The organism is Ruania alkalisoli, from assembly GCF_014960965.1.
In the GTDB taxonomy this organism is placed as follows: domain Bacteria; phylum Actinomycetota; class Actinomycetes; order Actinomycetales; family Beutenbergiaceae; genus Ruania; species Ruania alkalisoli.
Window position 1 is genome coordinate 1289633 of the sequence record NZ_CP063169.1, and the last position, 23693, is coordinate 1313325.

Below are 23693 nucleotides of genomic sequence, written 5' to 3' on the forward strand. Positions count from 1 at the left end.
GCCCTCGGTGTTCAAGCGTCAGCGGAACACGACCGTCCGGTGCCCGTTCAGCAGCACCCGGTGCTCGGCATGCCAGCGCACCGCGCGGGCGAGCACCCGGCGCTCCACGTCCTGCCCGATCGCCACGAGCTCGGTGACGTCGTCGGCGTGGGTCACCCGCTCCACGTCCTGCTCGATGATCGGCCCCTCGTCCAGCGACGCCGTCGCATAGTGGGCGGTGGCGCCGATCAGCTTGACGCCGCGGTCGTGGGCCTGGGCATACGGGCGAGCGCCCTTGAAACTCGGCAGGAACGAGTGGTGGATGTTGATCACCCGGCCCGCCAGCGCGGTGCACACCTCGTCGGAGAGGATCTGCATGTAGCGGGCCAGCACCACCAGCTCGACGTCGAGCTCCTCAACGAGTTCCAGCAGCCGCGCCTCCGCCTCGGCTTTCGTTGCCTTCGTGACCGGCACGTGATGGAAGCCCACCCCGTAGAACTCCGCCAGCGGCCGCAGCACGGTGTGGTTGGAGACCATGCCCACGATGTCGATCGGCAACCGCTGCGAGTGCGCCCGGTTCAGCAAGTCGCCCACGCAGTGCTCGGTGGTTGAGCCCAGGACCAGCGTCCGCATCGGGCGGCCCACCCGGTCCACGAGCCACGACATCGTGAACTGTTCGGCCACGGGCGCGATCGCAGTCTCCAGCTCGTTCTGCGTCAGGTCTCCTTCGACCTGCACCCGCATGAAGAACAGCCCGGTCTCCGGATCGCCGAACTGCTGGGACTCGGTGATGTTCCCGCCGCTGGTCGCGATCGCACCCGCCACGGCGTGCACGATCCCGGGCCGGTCCGGGCAGGAGAGGGTCAGTACCCAGTGGGTGGCAGGTTCGGGATTGGCTGCATTCATCACATCCGCGAGCGTAGTGCGCCACAGGTCACGAGGTGGACACGCTCGCCCGATGCGGTACGCACGGAGTGCTCGGGGATGGAAGGATGGGTGCCATGGATGAGCTGAAGATCGACGTCGTGGACGCCGAGCATGCCGGTGAGCTGCTCACCGTGCGCCGTGCCGCTTTCGTGACCGAGGCCCAGCTCTACGACGATCCGCACATCCCCGCGCTCACGCAGACCCTCGACGAGCTCGTGGAGGATCTGGAGCGTCCCGATGTCGTCACCCTCGGTGCCTGGGATGGTTCGCGCCTGGTGGGGTCGGTGCGGGTCGGCCTCGAAGAGGACCGTGCTCTGCTCGGCCGGCTCGCTGTCGCCCCAGACCTGCAGGGCCAGGGCATCGGCACGCAGCTGCTGATGTCCGTCCTGCACTACCTGCCCGAGCAGACCCAGGAGGTCTGGGTGTTCACCGGACAGGACTCCAAGCAGAACCTCTCGCTCTACGCCAAGCACGGGTTTGAGCACCAGTACGACCAGAACGCTGGCGACCTCACCTACGCCTATCTGCGCAAGATCCTCGGGGGGATGGCAGGCGAGGAGGAGAGCTCCGCCGTCGGCGGCTGAAGGACCTCACGACGGCGGCCCTCACCCTGGCTACGCAGGGTGCCAGCTGCAGGGTGCCTGGGTAGGTACCCACCTGGTGAGGTGAACGTGAATAGCCGGTGTTCGCCGTCGGCGGCTCTTGCTAGGCTGATCCCATCGCGACTGGCGCAGGTGGATCACCACCGGGGAGCGATGCATAAGACGAGCCTCACGGTCGCCCGCCTGGGCCGCGAGGGAACCGCCGATGCATCCACCTGGAGGATCCATGACCCAGTCCACCGTGCACCCGTCCACCCCGCTGCGTGACCAGAGCCTCGCCGAACTCGACCCCGAGATCGCTGCCGTCCTCGAGGGGGAGCTGGGCCGCCAGCGCGACACCCTCGAGATGATCGCGAGCGAGAACTTCGTCCCCCGCGCCGTCCTGCAGGCGCAGGGGTCGGTGCTGACCAACAAGTACGCCGAGGGCTACCCCGGCAAGCGGTACTACGGCGGCTGCGAGCAGGTCGACATCGCCGAGAACCTGGCGATCGACCGGGCCAAGGCGCTTTTCGGTGCCGAGTACGCGAACGTGCAGCCCCACTCGGGAGCGACGGCCAACGCCGCCGTGCTGCACGCTTTGGCCACCCCGGGCGACACCATCCTCGGGCTGTCCCTCGCACACGGTGGGCACCTGACGCACGGGATGAAGATCAACTTCTCCGGCAAGCTCTACAACGTGGCCGCCTACGGCGTGGACCCCGAGACCTACCGCGTGGACATGGACGCCGTGCGCGAGGCCGCCCTCGAGCACAAGCCGAAGGTGATCATCGCCGGGTGGTCCGCCTACCCGCGCCAGCTCGATTTCGCCGCCTTCCGCGAGATCGCCGACGAGGTCGGTGCCTACCTGTGGACCGATATGGCGCACTTCGCCGGCCTGGTGGCAGCGGGGCTGCACCCGAGTCCGGTGCCGCACTCCGACGTGGTTTCCACCACTGTGCACAAGACCCTCGGTGGCCCGCGTTCCGGCCTGATCCTGGCCCGGGACGCCGAGGCCTTCGGAAAGAAGCTGAACTCGGCCGTCTTCCCCGGCCAGCAGGGTGGCCCGCTGATGCACGTGATCGCCGCGAAGGCGGTCGCGCTCAAGGTCGCCGCGGGCGAGGAGTTCAAGGCTCGACAGGAGCGCACGATCGCCGGCGCACAGATCCTCGCCGAGCGGCTCACCGGATCCGACGTCGCCGGCGCCGGGGTGTCGGTGCTCACTGGCGGCACCGACGTCCACCTCACCCTGGTGGACCTGCGGGAGTCCGCTCTCGACGGGCAGCAGGCAGAAGACCTGCTCCACACCGCCGGCATCACCGTGAACCGCAACGCCGTGCCCTTCGACCCGCGCCCGCCGCGGGTGACCTCCGGCCTGCGGATCGGCACCCCTGCCCTGGCATCCCGCGGGTTCGGCGAGACCGAGTTCCGCGAGGTGGCCGACATCATCGCCACCGTGCTCGCCGCCGGCCAGGGCGCGGACATCGAGGCCGCGACGGCACGGGTGAAGGCGCTGACGGACGGGTTCCCGCTCTACCCGGGGCTGCAGCAGTGACCGCGCGGATGCTGCCGGGCAAGCCGGTGGCCGAGGCGGTGCTCGCTGACCTCGCGCCACGGATCGAGGCGCTCGTCGCCGCTGGGCACAGGCCAGGGCTGGGCACGATCCTGGTGGGCGACGACTCCGCATCAGCCGGGTATATCCGGATGAAGCAGGACAAGGCCGCCGAGCTCGGCTTCACGTCCCCGCACATCCACCTGCCGCAGGATGCGACGCAGGCGGACGTGCTGGCGGCGATCGCGGAGATGAACGAGGCAGACGATGTGCACGCGGTGCTCATGCAGCACCCGACCCCGCCGCAGATCGACTTCGATGCTGCGCTACTCGCTCTCGACCCGGACAAGGACGTGGACGGCCTGCACCCGGTGAACATGGGGCGACTCGCGCTGGGCATGCCCGGCCCGGTTCCGTGCACTCCGGCTGGGATCGAGACGCTGCTGGCGCACTACGAGATCCCGATCGCCGGTCGTGAGGTGTGCATCCTGGGCCGGGGAACCACGCTGGGGCGTCCGCTCGCCCTGCTGCTCTCCCAGAAGCGCCCGACGGCCAACGCAGCCGTGACCGTGGTTCACACGGGTGTTCCGAACTGGGCCGACTACACCCGCCGTGCGGAGGTGGTCATCGCCGCGGCCGGCGTGCCGGGAATCCTGCAGCCGGAGCACCTGACGGCGGGAGTCACCGTGGTCGGGGGAGGTGTCCGTTACGAGGGGCGCAAGCTGCTCCCGGATGTGGATGAGGCGTGCGAGGCCGTAGCCGGCGCGATCACACCGCGTGTGGGTGGTGTGGGCCCGACGACGATCGCGATGTTGTTCAAGAACGCCGTGGAAGCTGCCGAACGCCGGGTGGGGACCGGCGGTCGGTAAGGCACAGCGCCGGGTAGGGACTGGCGCCTAGCAGAAATCGCTCGTCGATCTGGTCGCCAGATCGACGAGCGATTCTGTCTGCCGTGGTGCTCAGCCGAGGAAGCGGATGAGGAGTCTGCGAAGGTCAGCGAGCTCGGCGTCGTCAAGATCGTGCGTGACGAGCCCGGCGATGGCGTCGGGAACATTGAGGGCGGTGAGTGCACCGTAGCCCTCGCCGGTGATCTCCACGATGTGCCGGCGGCGGTCATCGGGGTGGGGGGAACGGCGCACGTATCCGGAGCGTTCGAGCCCGGCGATGATGCGGCTGGTGGTCTGTTCGGTGACGCCCAGGTGGTCGGCGATCTCGCGCTGGGAGTGACCACCGCCAGCGAGGACGGCCAGCACTGGTAGCGAGGCGTGGCTGAGCGACCACTGGGCAAGGTAGGCGTCCCAGGCGCGCTCGACCCGTCGGGCGGCTGCCGAGAGCAGGCGTCCGGTGGGCCACGCCTCCGGCGGTTCGGCAACGCCGGGCCCCGGTGTGGGCTCGGCGTGGTCAGGTGGGGACGGGTAGGGCACGGTTCCATCCTGGCACGGCCGGGTTGGCCGGCAATCGACCGGCATTTCGCGAGCTCGTGCCGTCAGCGAGGGACGTGGAACTTCCTCACGTTCTGCCGCTTGCGTTGGAGGCGGCACCGTGAGCACAATACTAAGCATGCTGACTAATTCGCGTCGCGGCACCCTGCTTCGCTCTCTTCTCGTCGCATGCGCCCTCCTGGCCTGGCTGGCGGTCGGTGCCTTCGGCGGGATGGCCCAGGGGCAGCTGTCCACCGTGCAGGAGAACGATCCCTCGGTGTTCCTGCCCGAGAGTGCCGAGTCCACCCGCGCTTCGGAGATCATCGACGAGTTCTCCGTCGACGAGACCTTTCCTGCGCTGGTGGTCATCGAGCGCTCCGACGGAGGCGCGCTCGATCGGGAGGATTTCGCGGTCATCGGTGACGTGGCTCAGTCGATCCCGGGACTCGACCTGCCAGATGAGACCACGATCGGCGATTACCTGAGCGCCGAGCAGGTCCCCGCGATCCCAAGCGAGGACGGTGAGGCGGCGCTGCTGCCGGTCTCGCTCGACGCCGCCACGGCCAGTGACCTCATCGGTGAGGAGGAAGACCGGGTCTCGGTCGCCGTCGTGGATCGGCTGCGCGCCGAGGTGAGCCAGACGCTGCCCGACGCCGGGCTCGAGGGGTGGGTGACCGGGCCCGCCGCCGGTGCGGCCGACCTGGTCTCCGCCTTCGCCGGCATCGACGGGATCCTGCTCGGCGTGGCGCTGGCGGTGGTGTTGGTGATCCTGGCTTTCGTCTACCGTTCGCCGCTGCTGCCGTTCGCGGTGATCCTGACGTCTGTGTTCTCGCTGTGCTTGGCGGCGCTGGTGATCGTGCCGCTCGCCGGGGCGGATGTGCTGCTCCTGAACGGGCAGAGTCAGGGCATTCTCTCGATCCTGGTGATCGGTGCGGCCACCGACTACTCGCTACTGCTGGTGGCGCGCTATCGCGAGGAGCTCACCCGCCACGAGCACCCCGCCGCAGCGATGCGGGCGGCCTGGCGGGCGACGCTGGAGCCGATCGCTGCCAGCGCCGGCACCGTGATCGTGGGGCTGCTGTGTCTGCTGCTCTCGGACCTCGGCTCGAATGCGAGCCTCGGTCCGGTGGCCGCGATCGGCATCGTCGCCGCCGTGTTCGGGGCGCTGACCTTGCTGCCGGCGCTGCTGCTCATCCCGGGTTCCAGGGCCAGGGTGATGTTCTGGCCCAAGAGGCCCGTGCTCGACGGCGCAGGTCGCCACCGCGAGGAAGGTTCCCACGGTCTGTGGGCGCGGGTGGCGGACGTGGTCGGCCGTCGGGCGCGGCGGGTGTGGGTCGTCACGGCGATGGCGCTGCTCGCCCTGGCCGCGTTCGTTCCCACGTTTGACGCCGCGGGCACCAGCGATAACGACGTCTTCCTCAATGAGACCGAGTCGGTCACCGGGGAAGAAGTGCTGGCCGACCACTTCGCTGTCGGGACGGTGCAGCCGGTGGAGATCGTCGCGGACGAGTCGGCTGCTGCCGACGTGGTCGCGGCCGCCGAGCAGGTGCCTGGGGTTGTGAGCGCATCGGTGCTCACGGACTCCGGCCAAGGCAACTCGGACCAAGGCGGATCACCACCGGGTGGGTCGGACGAGGCAGGATCGGGTCAGGACGGCTCCGGTGCGGGAGCGCCCACGGAGGGTGAACCACTCGTAGTCGAGGGCCGGGTGCTCGTGGAGGTCATCACCTCCGACTCCGCCGAGAGTCAGGAGGTGCTGACCACGGTGACCGCACTGCGGGAGGCGATGGCCGCCGTCGAGGGGGAAACGCTCGTAGGCGGGGCGGCAGCGGAACGCCTGGACACCCAGGAGACCGCGGAGCGGGATCTGCGCACGATCGTTCCGGTCGTGCTCGTGGTGATCGCAGTGATGCTGATGCTGCTGTTGCGCTCGCTGGTGGCACCGCTGGTGCTACTGGCCGCCAACGTGCTCTCCTTCGCTGCCACGATGGGACTGGCGGCGATCGTCTTCAACCACGTGCTCGACTTCCCTGGGGCCGATGCCACCGTGCCCCTGTACGGGTTCGTGTTCCTCGTCGCGCTGGGCATCGACTATTCGATCTTCTTGATGACGCGCGTGCGCGAGGAGTCCTTGCAGCTGGGTACCAGGGCGGGGGTGCGACGCGGCCTGGCAGTGACCGGGGGAGTGATCACCTCCGCCGGACTGGTGCTGGCAGCCACATTCTCGGCGCTGTGGGTGATCCCGCTGCTGTTCCTGGCACAGCTGGCGTTCATCGTGGCCGTGGGTGTGCTGATCGACACCTTCGTGGTGCGCAGCCTGCTGGTGCCCGGTGTCGTTCACGACCTGGGGCGGCGTTCGTGGTGGCCCTGGGCGAAGCGGGTGCCCGCCGACCCGCAATGACATTGCACGACGATCTGGTCGCCACATCGACGTGCAATTCTGTGGATGGGTGGGCTGGGGCGAGGTGTCGGTGTGTGTCGGTGGGTCGTGATGGGATGGATCCATGCCGACAACGCCCCTGAGTATCGCCACGTTCAACGTCAACGGGATCCGCGCCGCCTTCCGGCGTGGGATGGACGCATGGCTGGCCGAGCACTCGCCCGATGTGCTCCTCCTGCAAGAGGTGCGCGCCACCGACGAGATCGTCGAGGGCTACCTCGGAGAGGGCTGGCATCTCGCTCACGAAGAGGCCAACGACAAAGGCCGGGCCGGGGTGGCGATTGCCTCCCGCCTCCCGCTCGACGGCGTCCGGTTCGGTGTGGGCGATCCAGCCGCCCGGGCCGATGGTGAAGTGGGCCGTTGGGTGGAGGCAGACGTGCGGGAGGGTGGCCGGCCGGTCACCGTGATCTCGACGTACATCCACTCCGGGACCGTGGGCACGCCGTCGATGGAGGAGAAGTACGCCTTCCTGGACAAGGTGACCGCGCGGATGGGGGAGCTGGCTGAGCAAGGGAGGGCCGCCGTCGTCGCGGGGGACGTGAACATCGGCCACACGGAGCGTGACATCAAGAACTGGAAGGGAAACCGGAAGAACGCCGGGTTCCTGCCCGAGGAGCGCGCCTACCTCGATCGATGGACCGCGGAGCTCGGCTGGGTGGACCTCGGGCGGCGTTTCGCTGGTGACGTCGACGGGCCGTACACGTGGTGGTCATGGCGGGGCAAGGCATTCGACAACGACTCCGGCTGGCGTATCGACTACCAGTTCGCCAGCCCCGCGCTCGCTCCGTTCGCGGCTGAGGCGGTCGTGGACCGGGCGCCGGCCTATGACCAGCGGATCTCCGACCATGCGCCGCTGCGGGTCAGGTACGAACTCGAGGGAGCAGCGTGAGCGAGTGAGCCAGTCCCGTGGCCTGAGTCCGGCCACGCGGCCGCCGGATGCGGTTGCACGACGTGACGGGGGCAGACGAATGCGTGGTCGAACTGCTCACGCGGGCGTCTCGGGAGAGGCAGGCGTCTCCAGGGAGTCAATGGCCGGCTCACCGGCGCGGGGAAGTTCGGTCATGCGCCAGAGTGGCGACAGCACCACGGGCATCGCCGCCAGCACCGTGCCCGCCACCGGCACCCACAGTGCTGTCGTGGTGCCCCAGGCGCTGCCGAGCCACCCGCCCAGCAGTCCTCCGAACGGGGAGATGCCCCAGACGATGAACCGCACCGAGGCGTTCATTCGGCCCAGTAGTCGCGGTGGGCACAGGCGCTGCCGGAAACTCACCGTGGCGATGTTGTAGACCACCATCAGGTACATCGTGGCGAACAGGCTCGCCGTCAGGGTGAGGGCTGGTGGAACGGGGAGCACAGCGGCCAGCGGAAGCAGCGGCAGCGGGACTGCCATACCGAGCGCGGCGACGGGGATGATGCGTGCCTCGCCGATCCAGGTGATCACACGCTCGCCGGAAACCGCGCCCAGCAAGCCGCCGATGGACGCACCGGAGAGAATGAGGCCCATCGTCGCCTCGGACTGGCCCAAGGTGCGCAGGATGTAGAGCGCCTCGAGTGCCGCCACGATGCCCCAGAACAGGTTGCCGAGCGCTGTGCACGCCACCATCCGGATCAGCAAACGTTCGGAGAACACGAAGCCCAGGCCCTCGCGGATCTCCACCGCCAGGGGGCGGCGGTCCTCACGGCGTGGGAGCGTTTCGCGTGCCTTGATACGCCACACGAAGACCGCGGAGATGAGATAGCCGACGGCGTTGATCCCGATCACGGTGCCGGGAGTGAACCAACGCAGCAGGTTCCCGCCGATCGCCGGACCACTCATTCGTGCCGCCGATGCTGTCGCCTGCAGCTTGGAATTGCCCTCCACCACATGATCCATCCCGACGAGGGAGGGAATGTATGACTGGTGCGCGACGTCGAAGAACACCGTCGCACCGCCGAGGGCGAAGGCAGCGGCATAGAGCAACGGCATGGAGGCGTGGTCGGTCAGTGCCGCCAGAACCACCACCACGAGCACGATCGCACGCAGCAGGTCGGCGCCGATGAGTACCCGGCGCTTGTGCATGCGGTCCACCCACGCGCCGGTGGGTAGCCCTATCAGGAGGAAGGCTGCCATGCCGGCGGCGGAGAGCAATCCCATCTGCCATTCCGTGGCTGTCAGTATCTGCACGGCCAGCACTGGTAGGGCGATGCTGGTGAGTTGGGCACCGAGCTGGCCGAACGCATCGCCGGCCCACAGGTGCCGGAAGTCGCGATGTCGCCACAGGCTCGGCCCGGGTGCTGGCGTCGCCGCTGCTGCGGCGGGTCCTGCTTGTGGGCTCGTCATAAGGATAGTCTTCGCCAGTGATTGGGAACTGTCAATCACTTGTATGGTTCGCCGGGCTGATCCATGGAGCGGTTTCCGCTTGCGAGGCGGTCGGGACCAGCCGCTTCCTTTGGCAAGGCGCCCGAAGGTCGGCGCAGGTGTGCGAGCGACGGATACGCTGAAGGTATGACCGAGGGCTCCACGGCCGATGTTCCCGGTGCTGAGGCGGACGCCGACGCCCGCGCCTTGTCCTCCGCGCTGCGGATGCGCATCCTGCGCCTGTGCCTCGACGAGGCACTGACGAACAACGACATCGCGGCGAAGCTCGGCATGAACCCCGCGACCACCTACCACCACGTGCGGATGTTGGCCGAGCGTGGGTTTCTCGCTGCCGAGACGGAGAGGCGGGGGCGGCGTGGGGCGCGAGAAGTGCCCTATCGAGCCACGGGGAAGTCCTGGGACGCGCCACTGGGGCCCGGGCAGAGCCGGGTCCTGGTGCAGGCCTTTCTGGACGAGTTCGCACAGGCCGATCCCGACGACGCCGCAATCATCCGGCTAGGCGTGCGCCTGAGTCCCGAGCGCCGTGACGAGCTGATATCCAGGATTGCCGAGCTCTTCACCGAGGCGAAGGCGGTCGGGCCCGACCCGGACGGTGAGCCATGGTCGCTGTTTTTCGTGGCCCACGAGGACGTCGGGCGGCGCTGAGCGCGTCGAGTGGGAGCGCGATGCTGACGTTCGGCCCGAACGGTGGCTTTGGGGTGCATGCGGGTCGTGACGTCGCGTGATCGCGACCGCAGCGCCACGACGTCGCTGCGTTCCTTCGCGGTGTTCACGCGTAGACTTCCGGCTCGTGCAATTCGACACCCGGTTCGCCGCCTACGGCGTGATCATCGAGTCCCGCCGCGGCAGCGAACACATCCTGCTTGCGCTCTGGAACGAGTCCGACCGCCCCCGCTGGACCATGCCCGGCGGTGGTGCCGACCTCGCGGAGACCGCTGAGCAGACGATGGTGCGGGAGGTGTGGGAGGAGACTGGCTACACGGTCGAACCGGGCCCGCTGCTCGGCATCGACACCCACCATGTGCCCGCCGAACGTCGTCTGCACGGCACCCTGCCGATGAAGGCAGTGCGGGCGCTCTACGGGGCCACGATCATCGGTGGCGAACTACGGCACGAGGTTGACGGCAGCACCGACGAGGCGCGTTGGATCCCGCTCTCGGACGTGCACACCCTGGACCGGGTGGAACTGGTGGACGTGGCGATCGACTTGTGGGGCTCACGGCCGTGAGGCTGCGGAATCCCCTTTCAACTCTCGAACCACCACACGGCCGTCCGTCGTGTGGTTCGGTGGCGGGAAGGGGATTCCACGCGAAGTGCTGGATGTGCCGGTGGAGCGGGTCGGGCCCGGATCAGTGGGCCGGGCCCGCAGCGGTCGCCGTCAGGAACGCCGGCGCACCAAAGCCGGCATCGGCGAAGGCCTGTTCGACCGTAGCCGACACCGCCTCACCCGTACCGGCCTCGATCAGCGCGATCGCGGACCCGCCGAACCCGCCGCCGGTCATCCGGGCACCCAGTGCGCCAGCCGAGCGAGCGGCCGTCACAGCCACGTCGAGCTCCGCGCACGAGACCTCGTAGTCCTCGGCGAGGGACGCGTGCGAGGCGTCCATCAGGTGCCCCACCTCATGAACCCGTCCGGCGTCGAGCAGGGCGACGAACTGCTGCACCCGTTCGATCTCAGTGACCACGTGCCGCACCCGCTTCCGCGACTCCTCGTCAGGCAGGGCGGCCAACGCCCCGTCCAGTCGGTCCGGCGAGATCTCCCGCAGCGTCGGCACCTCGAGCGTCTCCGCCGCTGCTTCACAGGTCGCACGCCGCTGCGCATACTGACCGTCCACGAGGCTGTGCTCGGCTTTGGTGTCGATCACCAGCAGTTCCAGCCCTGCCTCAGTAAGGTCGAATGGGATGTGTCGCACCGACCCGTCCCGGCAGTCCAGGAGCAGCGCATGACCTTCGCGGGCGCGCAGCGAGGCCGCCTGGTCCATCCCGCCAGTGTTGGCACCCGCGATCTCGTTCTCGGCACGAATGGAGGCATCCACTAGCTCGACGCGCCCGGAATCCGTGCCGGCGTCCGGGCCTGTCCAGCCCGGCGCATCGGCGAATGCCACCGCGAACGCGCACTCCAGTGCCGCCGACGAGCTCAGCCCCGATCCATACGGGACGCACGAGGCCACCGCAGCGTCGAAACCGCCAACCCGGTGCCCGGCCTGCTCCAGCGCCCAGGCCACCCCGACCGGATATGCTCCCCAGCCCTGAACGGCGCCGGGCGCGACCGCGTCCAACTCGGCCGACCACACGCCGGGCTCTCGCTCGGAGACCAGGCGGGCTGCGCCGTCATCGGTGCGCCGCAGGGCCACGTACGTGCGGTGGGGCAGCGCGATCGGCAGGCACAGGCCACCGTTGTAGTCGGTGTGCTCACCGATGAGGTTCACCCGGCCTGGCGCCGACCACACGCCATCGGGCTCGCCGATGAAGGTGCCGGCGAAGGTCTGGCGGGCTTGGGCCGCGCCCTCGTCCTCGGTCCAAGCATGCACGGTGGCTCTCATGCAATCTCCTTGAGCCGGTCGGCAATCTTCTCCGGGGTGGTGTCGCTGATCCAGGCTCCCATCCCGGACTCCGAGCCGGCCAGGTACTTCAGCTTCCCGGGCGCGCGCCGGATCGAGAACAACTGCAGGTGCAGGCGCAGATCGTCCCGGCCGTGAACCACGGGAGCCTGATGCCAGCCGGAGATGTAGGGCAGCGGCATCGGCGTGCCGTCGGCGTCGACGAAGAACTGGTCCAACCGGCGCAGCAGGTTCAGGTACAGCCCGGCGAAGTCGGTGCGTTCGGCGTCGGTGGTGGCGGGCAGGTCCGGTACGTCCCGGCGCGGTGCCACGTGCACTTCGACCGGCCAGCGCGCCGCCGCCGGCACATAGGCCACCCAGTGCTCGGACTCGCCCACGATCCGCCGCCCCGAAGCCAGTTCGCCCTCGAGCACGTCCTTGAGCAGGTTGCGCCCCGTGCGCTGGCGGTGCGCGACCGCCTGGTGCAGCATCGTCTGGGTCTTCGGGGTGAGGAACGGGTAGGCGTAGATCTGCCCGTGCGGGTGATGCAGCGTGACACCGATCTCCGCGCCGCGGTTCTCGAAGCAATACACCTGCTGGACGCCGTCGATCGCGTGCAGCGCAGCCGTGCGATCCGCCCACGCCTCCACGATGGTGCGCATCCGGGTGGGGGTCACCGAGCTCAGCGAGGCGCCGGCGTCCGGTGAGAAACAGATCACCTCACACCGCCCGACGGCGGGGCGAACCGGGTACAGATCGTTGCCATCGAGGTGGGTGGTCTCGTCCGGTTCGCCGGGGACGCGCATCAGTGAGGGAAAGCGGTTCTCGAAGACCACGACGTCGTAGTCGGTGGCAGGGATCTCACCGTCGGTGTACTCGGCGCCGGGCTTGGCGGGGGCCAGCGGATTGGTGTCCGGCCCGGGCAGGAACGTGCGGTTCATCCGGTGTGCGGCCATCGGGACCCACTCGCCGGTGAGCACGTCGTAGCGCATCTGCGGTCCGGTCACCGGCTGGGTCACCCCGTCGGGGCCCTCGATCGGGGCGAACCGGTCGGGTAGGGGGCGCGGATCGTCCAGGCGGCGGGTCTGCTCCCCGGAGACGTACGGCTCTGAATCGTCGTAGTAGAAAAAGTCTCGGCCGTCGGCCAAGGTGGTGGGTGTGCGGCGCACGCGCGTGGTGCTGAGGTCCGGGAGTCCAGTCACGCCACCAGTGTGTCACAAGTTCGCACTAGTTCGCACACAATGTGACATGGCGGCGGGAGGGGATCAGTGGTCAGCGAGGTCGTGCACAATACGACGATGAGGTTCCGGCCGAGTCCCCGACGGAGCGTGCGATGACGCACGGCCAGTCGACGACGGTACGCGCGAGCGACCCCGTTGCGTCCGAGACGGCAGCGACGAGCGCTCCCGACCCAACCGTGCCTCCACCGCCGGTCGGGGTCCCCGTCCCACCCGGCCATGTGCGCATCGGCGTCGCCATCCCTGTGCCGGAGCCGTATGCCGCCAGCCTCACCAGGGCGAGGTTGCGTGCCGACGACCCGCTCGCTCGTTCGATCCCCCCGCACATCACGCTGCTGCCTCCCACCGACATCCCGGAGGACGCGATCGCCGACGTGCAGGCCCACCTCGCGCGGATCGCCACCGATCAGCGGCCCTTCGTGGTCGAACTCAACGGCACCGATACCTTCCGGCCGGTCTCGCCGGTCGTGTTCGTCCAGCTCAGCACCGGAACCGATGCCTGCACCGCGCTGCAAGAAGCGGTCAACGACGGGCCGCTGGCACAGCGGCTCCGCTTCCCGTTCCACCCGCACGTCACCCTGGCCCATGCCGTGGATGAGTCCGCCCTGGACGAGGCAGCCGACACCATGGCCGAGTTCGACGCGGTCTTTCCCGTGGCGCACTTCTGTCTCTACGAGCATGGCGAAGACGGTGTCTGGCGCGACGTGTGCACCTACGCCCTGACCTCCTGACGGCGTTCGGGACACATTCAGGACGACACCGGCGGGAACCTGCCACGCGGGCCGCGCAGAGCGCCCGATGGCGATCCACCTGTCAGTTCCTTCCCTGACAGGTAGATGCATCGTCGGCCCGGTTTCGACATGCTGGACCCATGGCAGGCACGAACACCGGACTGGCAGGCTTCATCGACTGGCTGAAGAAGACCCGCGTGATGCGGGCGCTCTCGAGATATGGGGCAGCCAACGGCAACCTCCTCGCGGGCGGGATCGCGTTCGCCGGGCTGTTCTCGGTGTTCGGTGCCCTCACGATCGCCTACACCGCGTTCATGAAAGTGCTGGGCGGGAACGAGGAGCTGCGTCAGCAGGTGATCGACGCCGCGGCCGAGTCGCTACCCGGACTGATTCGGACCGAGGAATTCGACGAAGGAATGATCAGCCCCAGCCAGTTGGAGTTCAATACCGGCACCGGGATCGTCGGCATCGTCGCCGCCCTCGTCCTGATCAACATGGCCTTCCGCGTGCCCGCCGCGCTCCGGTCCTCGATTCGCACCATGTTCGGTCTCGTCTCTCCGCCCGAGCACCCGGTGCTGGGCAAGTTGCGTGATGTGCTCGGGTTCGTGGGTCTGGTGCTCTCGGTGATCCTCACCTCCGCGATGGGCATCGCCGCCGGAGCGGCCGGTGAGTGGCTGCTCTCGCTCGCCGGCTGGGAGAGCACCAGCGCCGGGCAGTGGCTGCTGCGCATCTTCGGGCTGGTGATCGTGCTGCTCGTGGACTGGGCCGTGTTCATGTGGATCTTCCGCACCCTGGCCGGAGTGAGGCCCCCGAGGCACGACCTCGTGATCGGGGCGCTGCTCGCCGCGATCGGTGCCGGTGCGCTGCGTTATCTCGGCACCTCCGTGGTCGGGGGCAACCTCAGCGAGAACCCGATCTTCGCCTCCGCTGCTGTGCTCGGCACCCTGCTGTTGTGGATCAACCTGGTGGTGCGAGTCACGCTGCTCATGGCGGCGTGGACCGCGAACGCGCCCGCCCACCCCGAGGTGGCGGACGAGATGATCACCCACTTCGACGAGACGCCGAACTACGTCACCCTCAGCGATCCCAGGACACTCGAGTGGCAGCACGACCCGGTCACCGGGCGGGTGCAGCCCGAGTTCCCGCCACCACCGGAGCCTTACTGGGGCGGCCTGATCGGCTGGGTCGGGCGCAAGATCAGCGGCGCGCGGCGGGCCTGAGCGCTCGGGCGCGTACGGGTGGGTACGGAATCGACGGCCGTGACCGGTGCCGTGCCACATGAGGCACGGTGTGGCTGAGGACCGTCAGTTCGGTACGGGTGGATAGGCTCGGCCGATGACGCAGTCCTTTCATGCCATCGTGCCTGCCGGGGGAGCAGGGACCCGCCTATGGCCGCTCTCGCGGCAAGGGAACCCGAAGTTTCTCCACGATCTCACCGGCACCGGCCGCACCCTGATCCAAGGCACCCTCGACCGGCTCGCCCCCCTCAGCGACAGCGTGCTCGTGGTCACCGGCCAGCCTCACGTCGACGCGGTCGCCGACCAGCTGCCCGAGCTCCCCGCCGAGAACGTCCTCGTCGAACCGTCCCCGCGGGACTCCATGGCTGCGATCGGGCTGGCAGCCGCTGTATTGAATCGCCGCCACCCAGGCCAGGACGTCATCCTCGGATCCTTCGCCGCCGACCACGTCATCACCGATCACGCCGCCTTTGCCGCCGCCGTACGCACTGCCGTGGCCACGGCTGCCGAGGACTACGTCGTCACCATCGGGATCGGGGCCACGGAGCCGTCCACGGCGTTCGGCTACATCCATGTCGGCGATCCGATTGCCACCGGTGCCCACCAGGTGCTCGGCTTCACTGAGAAGCCCGACGCGGAAACCGCCGCCGAGTATCTCGCCACCGGTGCCTACCGGTGGAACGCGGGGATGTTCGTGGTGCGGGCGCGAGTGCTGCTCGACCATCTCGCCCGGCTCCAACCAACCCTCGCAGCCGGGCTGGAGGAGATCGCGGCCGCATGGGACACCACGGACCGCGACGCCGTCCTCACCCGGCTCTGGCCCACTCTGACGAAGATCGCCATCGACCATGCGATCGCCGAACCTGTGGCCGCGGCCGGGGGAGTGGCCGTGGTGCCGGGCGAGTTCGACTGGGATGACGTCGGCGACTGGCGCTCCCTCGGACGGCTGCTGACCACCGGTACCGATGGTGTGCGCACGCTCGGTGACCCGCAGGACGTGCTCTCCCTCGATTCCCCAGGATCGGTCGTGGCTCCCACCTCCGGACGGCGCGTGGTGCTCCTCGGGGTGCCGGACGCCGTCGTGGTGGACACCCCGGACGCCCTGTTGGTGACGACCCGTGACCAGGCACAGCGGGTCAAGGACGTGGTCGACCGGCTCGCCTCCGAGGGGGGAAGCCTCATCTGATCGCCGACGGCGCAGGTCACCGCTGCGGGCCCGGCGCCCGGCGCGGTGGTCACCTCGCAGGTACCCTCAGGCGGGTGCACACCAACACCCGCCGGCTCACTGCAATCCTCGACGACCTCGCCCACGAGCTGATCGCGTTCCGCCGAGACGTGCACGCCCACCCTGAGCTCGCCCGCACCGAGAAGCGCACCAGCGACCGGCTCGCCGAACTGTTCGAGCTGGCGGGACTGCAGGTGCACCGGTTCACCCCGACGGGTCTCGCCGTCGACATCGACCCGCCTGGGACCAGCGCGGGACCAGCATCCCGCCGCCATCGCCGGGTGGCGTTGCGGGCTGATCTGGACGCCCTCCCGGTGCAGGAGGCGACAGGCCTGGAGTTTGCGTCGACGGTGCGGGGCGTAAGCCACGCGTGCGGGCACGATGTGCACACCACCGTGGTGCTCGGCGCCGGCCTGGCGCTCGCACGTCTCGCCGAGGAGCAGGGGCTCCCCTCCGGTGTGCGGTTGCTGTTCCAGCCGGCTGAGGAACTGCAGCCGGGTGGTGCACTGGATCTGCTCAAAGCGGGCGCGCTCGAAGGCGTCGACCGGATCTTCGCCATCCACTGTGACCCGAAGCTGGACGTGGGGCATGTGGGCACGCGGATCGGTCCGATCACGTCCGCCTCCGACACTGTGTCGGTCACTCTCACCTCCTCCGGGGGGCACACCTCGCGCCCGCACCTGACCTCTGACGTCGTCTACGCCCTCGGGCTGGTGGCCACCACCACCCCGGCAGTGCTGGGCCGGCGCCTGGATCCGCGGGCCGGGGTCAATCTCACCTGGGGGGCGATCAAGGCAGGTACGGCATCGAACGCGATCCCGACCACCGGCACCATCTCGGGGACATTGCGTTGCCTCGACGTGCGCGCATGGGATCAGGCCGAGCACCTGCTGCGGGAGGTGGTCGAGCAGATCGTCGCCCCAACCGGGGTGGAGGTGGACGTGCAGATCGTGCGCGGAGTACCACCGGTGGACAACGACGGCGAGAGTGTGCGGCTGATGGAGGACGCGGCGGAGGCAATCCTCGGCGACGACGCGGTGCAGCTCACGGAGCAGTCGCTCGGCGGGGAGGACTTCGGCTGGTACCTCACCCAGACCCGGGGGGCGATGGCACGCCTCGGTACCCGCGCCCCTGGTGGACGCAGCTACGACCTGCACCAGCCTGAGCTCATCGTGGACGAACGAGCGATCGGCGTCGGGGCGAGGTTCCTGGCGCAGGTGGCCTTGGATGCCGGCCGTCGATTGCACGAGGAGCACGGAGTGACCAGCGAAGTACCAGTTCGATAACAACTGCCCCCTGTGTCTCAGCATGTAACACAGATGTCGGCGTACGGGGCTATCGTCGCAGGCAGCCGCTCGGACGGACCGATGCCGAGCCGTCTCTCACAAGGAGTAGCGACGTGAAGAAGACCCTTCCCGCAGCACTGGTGGCTGCAGCAGCCCTGACCCTCGCCGCCTGCGGCGCCGCACCCGAGGAGGAGCCCGAGGCCACCGGAGAAGAGACCACCGCGGGGGAGGAGACCGGTGGTGAGAGCACCGACTTCACCGCATGCCTGATCTCCGACGAGGGCGGCTGGGACGACGCCTCGTTCAATGAGTCGGCATTCAACGGCCTCACCCAGGCTGAAGCCGATCTCGGGATCGAGGTCCGCGATGCTGAGTCCACCGACCCGGGCCAGTACGCCGCCAACGCCGACGCGATGGTGCAGGCCGGATGCTCCCTGACGGTCGGCGTGGGCTTCGCCCTCGAAGACACCATCCAGGAAGTTGCCGAGGCGAACCCGGACCTCAACTTCGCCCTTGTCGACTCCGCGTTCTCCGACGCCGAGTTCAACCCTGTCGAGCTGGACAACGCCAAGCCACTGCTGTTCAACACCCAGGAGGCCGCGTTCCTCGCCGGCTACCTCGCTGCGGGGATGACCGAGACCGGCACCGTGGCCACCTACGGCGGCCAGCCGTTCCCCTCGGTGACGATTTTCATGGACGGCTTCGTCGACGGCGTCGCCGCCTACAACGAGGCGAACGGCACCGACGTCCAGGCGCTGGGCTGGGACAAGGAGGCCCAGAACGGGTCGATGACCGGTGACTTCACGAACACCGAGAACGGCTACAACACCACCCAGCAGTTCATCGCCGACGGCGCCGACATCATCCTCCCGGTCGCCGGCCCCGTGGGATCTGGATCGCTGCGTGCCGCCGCTGAGCACGAGGGTGTCTCGGTGATCTGGGTCGACTCGGACGGGTACGAGCAGCCGGCGAACGCTGACTATCAGCAGCTCATCCTCACCTCGGTGCTCAAGCAGATCCAGACTGCGGTCTACGACACGATCGACTCCTCGGTCGGCGGCGAGTTCTCGGCCGAGCCGTACGTGGGCACCCTGGAGAACGGTGGCGTGGGCCTGGCCCCGTTCCACGATTTCGAGGATGCAGTGCCGGCGGAACTGCAGGCCGAGATCGAGGATCTGCAGGCGCAGATCATCGCCGGTGAGCTCGAGGTCACCTCGCCCAGCGCCAACTGATCGAAGGACAGTGACGCGTGGCCCGGGTGCGAGCGCACCCGGGCCAGGCGTGTCTGCGGCGATCATGCGGGCTAGAGTGCGGCGAGACGGCACCGGCGCCGCAGGAGACAGGAAGGGACGAGATGACGCTCGAGCTTCGCGGGATCACCAAGCGATTCGGCTCTCTCGTGGCCAACGACCGGATCGACCTCACCTTCGAACCGGGCCGGATCCACGCACTGCTCGGGGAGAACGGCGCCGGTAAGTCCACGATGATGAACGTCCTCTACGGGCTGTACACCCCGGACGAGGGCCAGATCCTCATCGACGGCGTACCGGTGACTTTCCACGGACCCGGAGACGCCATGGCGGCCGGGATCGGCATGGTGCACCAGCACTTCATGCTGATCCCCGTCTTCACCGTCGCCGAGAACGTGGTGCTCGGGCACGAACCCACGGGACCACTGGGCATCATCGGCCTGGAGCAGGCACGCACACTGGTGCGGGAGATCTCGGCGCGGTTCGGTTTCGACGTGGATCCGGATGCGAAGATCGAAGATCTGCCGGTCGGGGTGCAGCAGCGGGTGGAGATCATCAAGGCGCTCTCCCGGGATGCGAAGGTGCTCATCCTGGATGAGCCGACGGCGGTGCTCACCCCGCAGGAGACCGACGAACTGATCGAGATCATGCGTCAGCTGCGTGACTCCGGTACGGCCATCGTGTTCATCACCCACAAGCTGCGGGAGGTGCGCGCCGTGGCCGACGAGATCACCGTGATCCGGCGGGGGAAGGTCGTCGGAACGGCCTCGCCGACCGATTCCCAGGCCGAGCTCGCGTCGCTGATGGTGGGCCGGGATGTCTCGCTCGGAGTCGAGAAGGGACCGGCCGAGCCGAACGAGCAGGCTCTGGAGGTTGCCGGCCTCAGCGTCCTGGACGCCGTGGGCTCGCCGGTGGTGCGGGACGTGTCGTTCACGATCCGCGGCGGTGAGGTGCTCGCCGTGGCCGGTGTGCAGGGCAACGGGCAGTCCGAGCTCGCTGAGGTGATCCTCGGGCTGCGCAAGGCCACCGCAGGCTCGATCACCCTGGACGGGACCGAACTGCTGGGTAAGAGCGTGGATCAGGTGCTGCGCGCGGGTGTGGGATTCGTGCCTGAGGACCGCAGCAAGGACGGACTCATCTCCTCCTTCTCGATCATCGAGAACTTCGTGCTGGACCAGTATGCCCAGGAGCCCTATGCGAAGGGTCCGGCGATGCAGCTGGGTGTCGCGCGGCAGAAGGCAGCCGAGGCTGTGGAGGCCTTCGATGTGCGGACAACGTCGATCGACGACCCGGTCAGCACGCTCTCGGGCGGGAATCAGCAGAAGGTCGTCCTTGCCCGGGAGATGTCCCGCCCGCTGCGGTTGTTCGTCGCCTCACAGCCCACCCGTGGCCTCGACGTGGGGTCGATCGAGTTCGTCCACCAGCGCATCATTGCCGAGCGCGACGCGGGCACCCCAGTGCTGATCGTGTCCACCGAGCTCGATGAAGTGCTCTCCATCGCCGACCGGATCGCCGTGATGTACCGCGGGTCGATCGTCGGCATCGTCGAGGCCGGCACCGATCGCGACGTGCTCGGACTGATGATGGCGGGCGTGCCACCCGAGGAGGCGCGGCAAGAGGCCGTGGAGCACCCGACGGCGATGCACGAGGTCGAGGGCGAGGAACCGAGTTGAGCGAGAACAACGACGGGCATGACAAGCCCGAAGGGACGGGCGCGAAGCCGGACGCCGCGAAGCCGGACGCCGTCCCACCCTCACAGGCGGACGCGCTCCAGCAGTCTGCAGCGCACACGGAAGCCGAGCCTGATGGCAGGGGGCCCGAGGACTCCGGTCATGCCGGTGATGCTGGTGGGACCCCGGTCGTTCCGGACACCACACCGCGACCGCACCCGGTGGATGACGGGCCGACGAGCAGCCAAGCGCGCTGGGCGACGTTCCGGCACGAGATGCTCACTGGCAGCTGGCTCCTGACGCTCCTGGCGATCGTCGCAGCTCTGGTGATCAGTTCGGTCCTGATCGCGGTGGCCGATGCCGATGTGCGCGCCTCGGCCGGGTACTTCTTCGCCCGCCCCGCCGATCTGCTCTCGGCCGCGTGGTCGAGCATCGCCGGCACCTACGTCGCTCTGTTCCGGGGCTCGGTCTTCGACTACACGGTGCTCACGGGCGGCGGGGTCGCCGAACTGGGCCGCGCGATCTCGCCGCTGACGAAGACGATGGTCGAGGCGACCCCACTGATCCTGGCGGCACTGGGTATCGGGGTCGGGTTCCGATCCGGGCTGTTCAACATCGGCGCTCAGGGGCAGGTCCTGATGGGGGCCGCAACCGCCTCCCTCGTGGGATTCACGTTCGTCCCGCCCGGCACCGGCCCCTTCTCCTCCCTGCTGCACCTGGTGCTGGCCCTGGGTGCGGCGGTGCTCGTCGGCGGGTTGTGGGCGGGGATCGCCGGCATCCTCAAGGCCCGCACCGGCGCCAACGAGGTGATCGTGACGATCATGCTGAACTGGATCGCCACCTACCTCGTGGCGTACCTGCTCACCACTGCGGTGTACCGCGTGCAAGCCAACCGCCCGATCGCACCGCATGTGGCCGAAACTGCCGAGTTGCCTTCACTCCTCGGTGGCTGGTCGCCGCTGCACTGGGGCTTCCCCCTCGCGCTGCTCGCCGCCCTCGGCGTGTGGTGGCTCATGGAGCGTTCGACGATCGGCTTCCAGTTCCGGGCAGTCGGGGCGAACATGCACGCCGCCCGCACCGCCGGCATCTCCGTCAACCGGGTATTCGTGTTGGTGATGGTCACGGCCGGCATGCTCGCCGGCGCCGGTGGAGCGATGCAGATCCTCGGCGTCGAGGGAACCTTCCGTGCCAGTAGTGCGGGCACGATCGGCTTCGATGCGATCACCGTGGCGTTGCTCGGGCGCAACCGCTCCGGCGGGATCGTCGCCGCCGCGATGCTCTTCGGGGCGCTGCGCGCGGGCGCCGCTCTCATGCAGACCGTGGCCGACACCCCGGTCGACATCATCCTCGTGATCCAGGCGGTGATCGTGTTGTTCATCGCGGCTCCGCCGCTCGTGCGGACGCTGTTCAGGCTGCCCGATCCGCAGCGCACGCGAGTCGCGGCCCGTGCGAAGGAGGCCACCCGATGAGTGTCAGCGCTCCTACCCGCCCGACGCGCGATCCCGTCCTTCTCGCCCCGATCTCGTGGCGCACGCCCATCATCATGACGGTGCTGGCGGCGCTCGCGTTGTTCGGGTTCGCGCTCTTCACACCGGCGGGGCTCGAGTCGACGATCGAACTCACCGGTGCCAGCGCCGCGTGGCAGCTGCCGGACCTGGTGATCGGCTCCCGCGCGGCGGCTCTGGCGCTGGTTCTGGTGGCGTTCGCCCTGGCTGGGCTGAGCTTCTGGACCGCGCAGAACCGCCGTCGCTCGATGGCGGTGCCGGTGGTGTTCGGGATCTGCCTGGTGTTCGCGTTCCTGATCTGGGCGGTGGCTGGGAATGCCTCCGGTCTCCCCTTGCCGTTCCTGCTCAGCACGGCCATGACCGCGGCGCTGCCGCTGATCTTCGGCGCATTCGCCGGGCTCCTGTGCGAGCGTTCCGGCGTCATCAACATCGCGATCGAGGGGCAGCTGCTGGCCGGCGCCTTCCTCACGGCCGTCCTGGCGACTGTCGCCGGCAACGCCTACGTCGGGCTGATCGCTGCTCCGGTCGGCGGTGCCCTCGTGGGACTGATCCTCGCCGTCTTCTCCATCAAGTACCGGGTGGATCAGATCATCGTCGGCGTGGTGGTCAACGTGCTGGTGCTGGGCCTGACCAGCTACCTGTTCTCCACGGTGCTCTCCGACGATCCGCTGCGTCTGAACAACCCTCCGCAGCTGCCTGCATTGCGTATCCCGTTGCTGGCGGACATTCCAGTGGTCGGTGAGGCTCTCTTCAACCAGAACATCATCGTCTACGCCATGTACGCGGCCGTGGTGGCCCTGCACATCGGCCTGTTCCGCAGCCGCTGGGGACTGCGTGTGCGGGCCGTGGGTGAGCACCCGAAGGCAGCCGACACCGTCGGTATCGACGTCAACCGCACCCGCTATCGCAACGTCGTGTTCGGGTCGGCGGTGGCTGGTTTCGGCGGTGCGTCGATGGTGGCGGCCGGGCTCGCGTTCACCAAGGAGGTCACCGAGGGGCGCGGCTACATCGCGCTGGCCGCGATGATCCTGGGCCGCTGGAGCCCCACCGGCGCGCTCGCCGCGGCCCTGCTGTTCGGTTTCGCCGACTCCCTCAACCGGGTGCTGAACAACATCGGCTCCCCGGTGCCGTACGAGATCCTCGCCATGCTGCCCTACCTCGCCACGATCTTCGCGGTGGCCGGCCTCGTCGGGCGGGTGCGCCCGCCGGCGGGCGCCGGGAAGGCCTACCCCTCATGACGGCGGAGCCTCCCGGCGAGGTGACCTCACCCGGCATGGGGAGGGACGCCGTCGACTGGGACTCGTTGCGGGAGGCGGCACGGCAAGTGATGCGGCGTGCCTACGTGCCCTACTCGCGCTATCCGGTCGGGGCGGCGGCGCTCACGGACGCGGGGGACGTCGTCGTGGGCTGCAACGTGGAGAACGCCGCGTACGGGGTGACCCTGTGCGCCGAGTGCTCACTGGTGTCGGCACTGATCACCGGTGGCGGTGGGCGACTGGTGGCCTTCACGTGCACCAACTCGCGTGGGGAGCAGATCATGCCGTGCGGCCGGTGCCGGCAGCTGCTGTGGGAGCACGGCGGCCCGGAATTGCTCGTCGATTCGGTGTCCGGGATCCGCACGATGAACGAGGTGCTCCCGGACGCCTTCGGGCCCGAGGACTTGGGCCGGGGCCGGCGCGAGACCTGAGCGCATCGAAATCCGTCGTCGATTTGGTCACTGACGGGCAGCCAGATCGACGAGGGACTTCGGGGCC

General features: G+C 68.7%; 21 protein-coding genes and 1 riboswitch. Of the genes, 16 read left to right on the forward strand and 5 right to left on the reverse strand.

All coding sequences use genetic code 11. From position 1 onward, the window contains the following. Nucleotides 1-18: 18 nt before the first annotated feature. On the reverse strand, nt 19-885 hold the full coding sequence (gene purU, locus IM660_RS05440) for a formyltetrahydrofolate deformylase (protein WP_193499235.1): 867 nt from the start codon (nt 883-885) through the stop codon (nt 19-21). 86 nt (nt 886-971) lie between these two features. Here purU and IM660_RS05445 point away from each other — a divergent pair, with 86 nt between their 5' ends. The 3 genes from IM660_RS05445 to IM660_RS05455 all read left to right on the forward strand — a co-directional run bounded on the left by IM660_RS05445 (nt 972) and on the right by IM660_RS05455 (nt 3905). Then, nucleotides 972-1490 carry a GNAT family N-acetyltransferase gene (locus IM660_RS05445; RefSeq protein WP_193498377.1) on the forward strand — a complete coding sequence of 173 codons (519 nt, stop codon included), beginning with the start codon at nt 972-974 and terminating at the stop codon, nt 1488-1490. Nucleotides 1491-1617: 127 nt separating this feature from the next. Next, a riboswitch (ZMP/ZTP riboswitch) is annotated at nt 1618-1704 on the forward strand. A gap of 30 nt (nt 1705-1734) precedes the next feature. Next, entirely contained in the window at nt 1735-3039 is a 1305-nt protein-coding gene (gene glyA / locus IM660_RS05450) for a serine hydroxymethyltransferase (RefSeq protein ID WP_193498378.1), read from the forward strand. Further along, entirely contained in the window at nt 3036-3905 is an 870-nt protein-coding gene (locus IM660_RS05455; protein ID WP_210769081.1) for a bifunctional 5,10-methylenetetrahydrofolate dehydrogenase/5,10-methenyltetrahydrofolate cyclohydrolase, read from the forward strand. Before glyA ends, IM660_RS05455 begins: the two co-directional genes overlap by 4 nt. A 90-nt stretch (nt 3906-3995) precedes the next feature. Here IM660_RS05455 and IM660_RS05460 read toward each other — a convergent pair whose 3' ends face one another. Continuing rightward, the gene (locus IM660_RS05460; RefSeq protein WP_246465159.1) at nt 3996-4460 is read right to left on the reverse strand and encodes a MarR family winged helix-turn-helix transcriptional regulator; all 465 of its coding nucleotides are present in this window, start codon (nt 4458-4460) and stop codon (nt 3996-3998) included. Nucleotides 4461-4596: 136 nt separating this feature from the next. On the opposite strand from IM660_RS05460, the gene IM660_RS05465 reads away from it, so the two are divergent. Together IM660_RS05465 and IM660_RS05470 are read left to right on the forward strand one after the other, a co-directional pair. Then, complete coding sequence (locus IM660_RS05465) at nt 4597-6858, forward strand: MMPL family transporter (protein WP_193498380.1); 2262 nt, start codon at nt 4597-4599, stop codon at nt 6856-6858. A 103-nt stretch (nt 6859-6961) separates the two neighbouring features. Further along, nucleotides 6962-7786 (forward strand): exodeoxyribonuclease III, encoded by an 825-nt coding sequence (locus IM660_RS05470; protein WP_193498381.1) that lies wholly within the window; start codon nt 6962-6964, stop codon nt 7784-7786. Nucleotides 7787-7882: 96 nt separating this feature from the next. On the opposite strand, the gene IM660_RS05475 is transcribed toward IM660_RS05470, so the two are convergent. Beyond that, complete coding sequence (locus IM660_RS05475) at nt 7883-9217, reverse strand: MFS transporter (RefSeq protein WP_193498382.1); 1335 nt, start codon at nt 9215-9217, stop codon at nt 7883-7885. Nucleotides 9218-9382: 165 nt separating this feature from the next. Between IM660_RS05475 and IM660_RS05480 the strand changes: the two genes are divergently transcribed. Beyond that, on the forward strand, nt 9383-9901 hold the full coding sequence (locus IM660_RS05480) for an ArsR/SmtB family transcription factor (RefSeq protein ID WP_193498383.1): 519 nt from the start codon (nt 9383-9385) through the stop codon (nt 9899-9901). 145 nt (nt 9902-10046) lie between these two features. Then, nucleotides 10047-10484: an NUDIX hydrolase gene (locus IM660_RS05485; RefSeq protein WP_193498384.1), complete on the forward strand. Its 438-nt coding sequence runs from the start codon at nt 10047-10049 to the stop codon at nt 10482-10484. 121 nt (nt 10485-10605) lie between these two features. Here the strand turns inward: IM660_RS05485 and galK are convergent, their stop codons facing one another. Together galK and galT are read right to left on the reverse strand one after the other, a co-directional pair. Further along, nucleotides 10606-11799: a galactokinase gene (gene galK / locus IM660_RS05490; protein ID WP_193498385.1), complete on the reverse strand. Its 1194-nt coding sequence runs from the start codon at nt 11797-11799 to the stop codon at nt 10606-10608. After that, complete coding sequence (gene galT, locus IM660_RS05495; RefSeq protein ID WP_193498386.1) at nt 11796-12998, reverse strand: galactose-1-phosphate uridylyltransferase; 1203 nt, start codon at nt 12996-12998, stop codon at nt 11796-11798. The genes galK and galT overlap by 4 nt, the downstream gene beginning before the upstream one ends. A gap of 131 nt (nt 12999-13129) precedes the next feature. Between galT and IM660_RS05500 the strand changes: the two genes are divergently transcribed. The 9 genes from IM660_RS05500 to IM660_RS05540 all read left to right on the forward strand — a co-directional run bounded on the left by IM660_RS05500 (nt 13130) and on the right by IM660_RS05540 (nt 23626). Then, nucleotides 13130-13765, forward strand: a complete 636-nt coding sequence (locus tag IM660_RS05500) for a 2'-5' RNA ligase family protein (RefSeq protein WP_193498387.1) — start codon at nt 13130-13132, stop codon at nt 13763-13765. Between the two features lie 140 nt (nt 13766-13905). Continuing rightward, nucleotides 13906-14985 carry a YihY/virulence factor BrkB family protein gene (locus tag IM660_RS05505; protein WP_193498388.1) on the forward strand — a complete coding sequence of 360 codons (1080 nt, stop codon included), beginning with the start codon at nt 13906-13908 and terminating at the stop codon, nt 14983-14985. A gap of 115 nt (nt 14986-15100) precedes the next feature. Then, the gene (locus IM660_RS05510; RefSeq protein ID WP_193498389.1) at nt 15101-16189 is read left to right on the forward strand and encodes a mannose-1-phosphate guanylyltransferase; all 1089 of its coding nucleotides are present in this window, start codon (nt 15101-15103) and stop codon (nt 16187-16189) included. A 74-nt stretch (nt 16190-16263) separates the two neighbouring features. Then, nucleotides 16264-17514 carry an amidohydrolase gene (locus tag IM660_RS05515; RefSeq protein WP_193498390.1) on the forward strand — a complete coding sequence of 417 codons (1251 nt, stop codon included), beginning with the start codon at nt 16264-16266 and terminating at the stop codon, nt 17512-17514. Between the two features lie 113 nt (nt 17515-17627). Beyond that, nucleotides 17628-18746 (forward strand): BMP family lipoprotein, encoded by a 1119-nt coding sequence (locus IM660_RS05520; protein WP_193498391.1) that lies wholly within the window; start codon nt 17628-17630, stop codon nt 18744-18746. Nucleotides 18747-18868: 122 nt separating this feature from the next. Continuing rightward, nucleotides 18869-20437, forward strand: coding sequence for an ABC transporter ATP-binding protein (locus IM660_RS05525; RefSeq protein WP_193498392.1), 1569 nt, complete (start codon nt 18869-18871; stop codon nt 20435-20437). Continuing rightward, entirely contained in the window at nt 20434-21903 is a 1470-nt protein-coding gene (locus tag IM660_RS05530) for an ABC transporter permease (RefSeq protein WP_246465161.1), read from the forward strand. The genes IM660_RS05525 and IM660_RS05530 overlap by 4 nt, the downstream gene beginning before the upstream one ends. Then, a complete protein-coding gene (locus IM660_RS05535; protein ID WP_159621533.1) occupies nt 21900-23177 on the forward strand; it encodes an ABC transporter permease in 1278 nt (425 codons plus the stop codon). The genes IM660_RS05530 and IM660_RS05535 overlap by 4 nt, the downstream gene beginning before the upstream one ends. Further along, nucleotides 23174-23626, forward strand: coding sequence for a cytidine deaminase (locus IM660_RS05540; protein ID WP_281389299.1), 453 nt, complete (start codon nt 23174-23176; stop codon nt 23624-23626). Before IM660_RS05535 ends, IM660_RS05540 begins: the two co-directional genes overlap by 4 nt. The last annotated feature ends 67 nt before the right edge of the window (nt 23627-23693 follow it).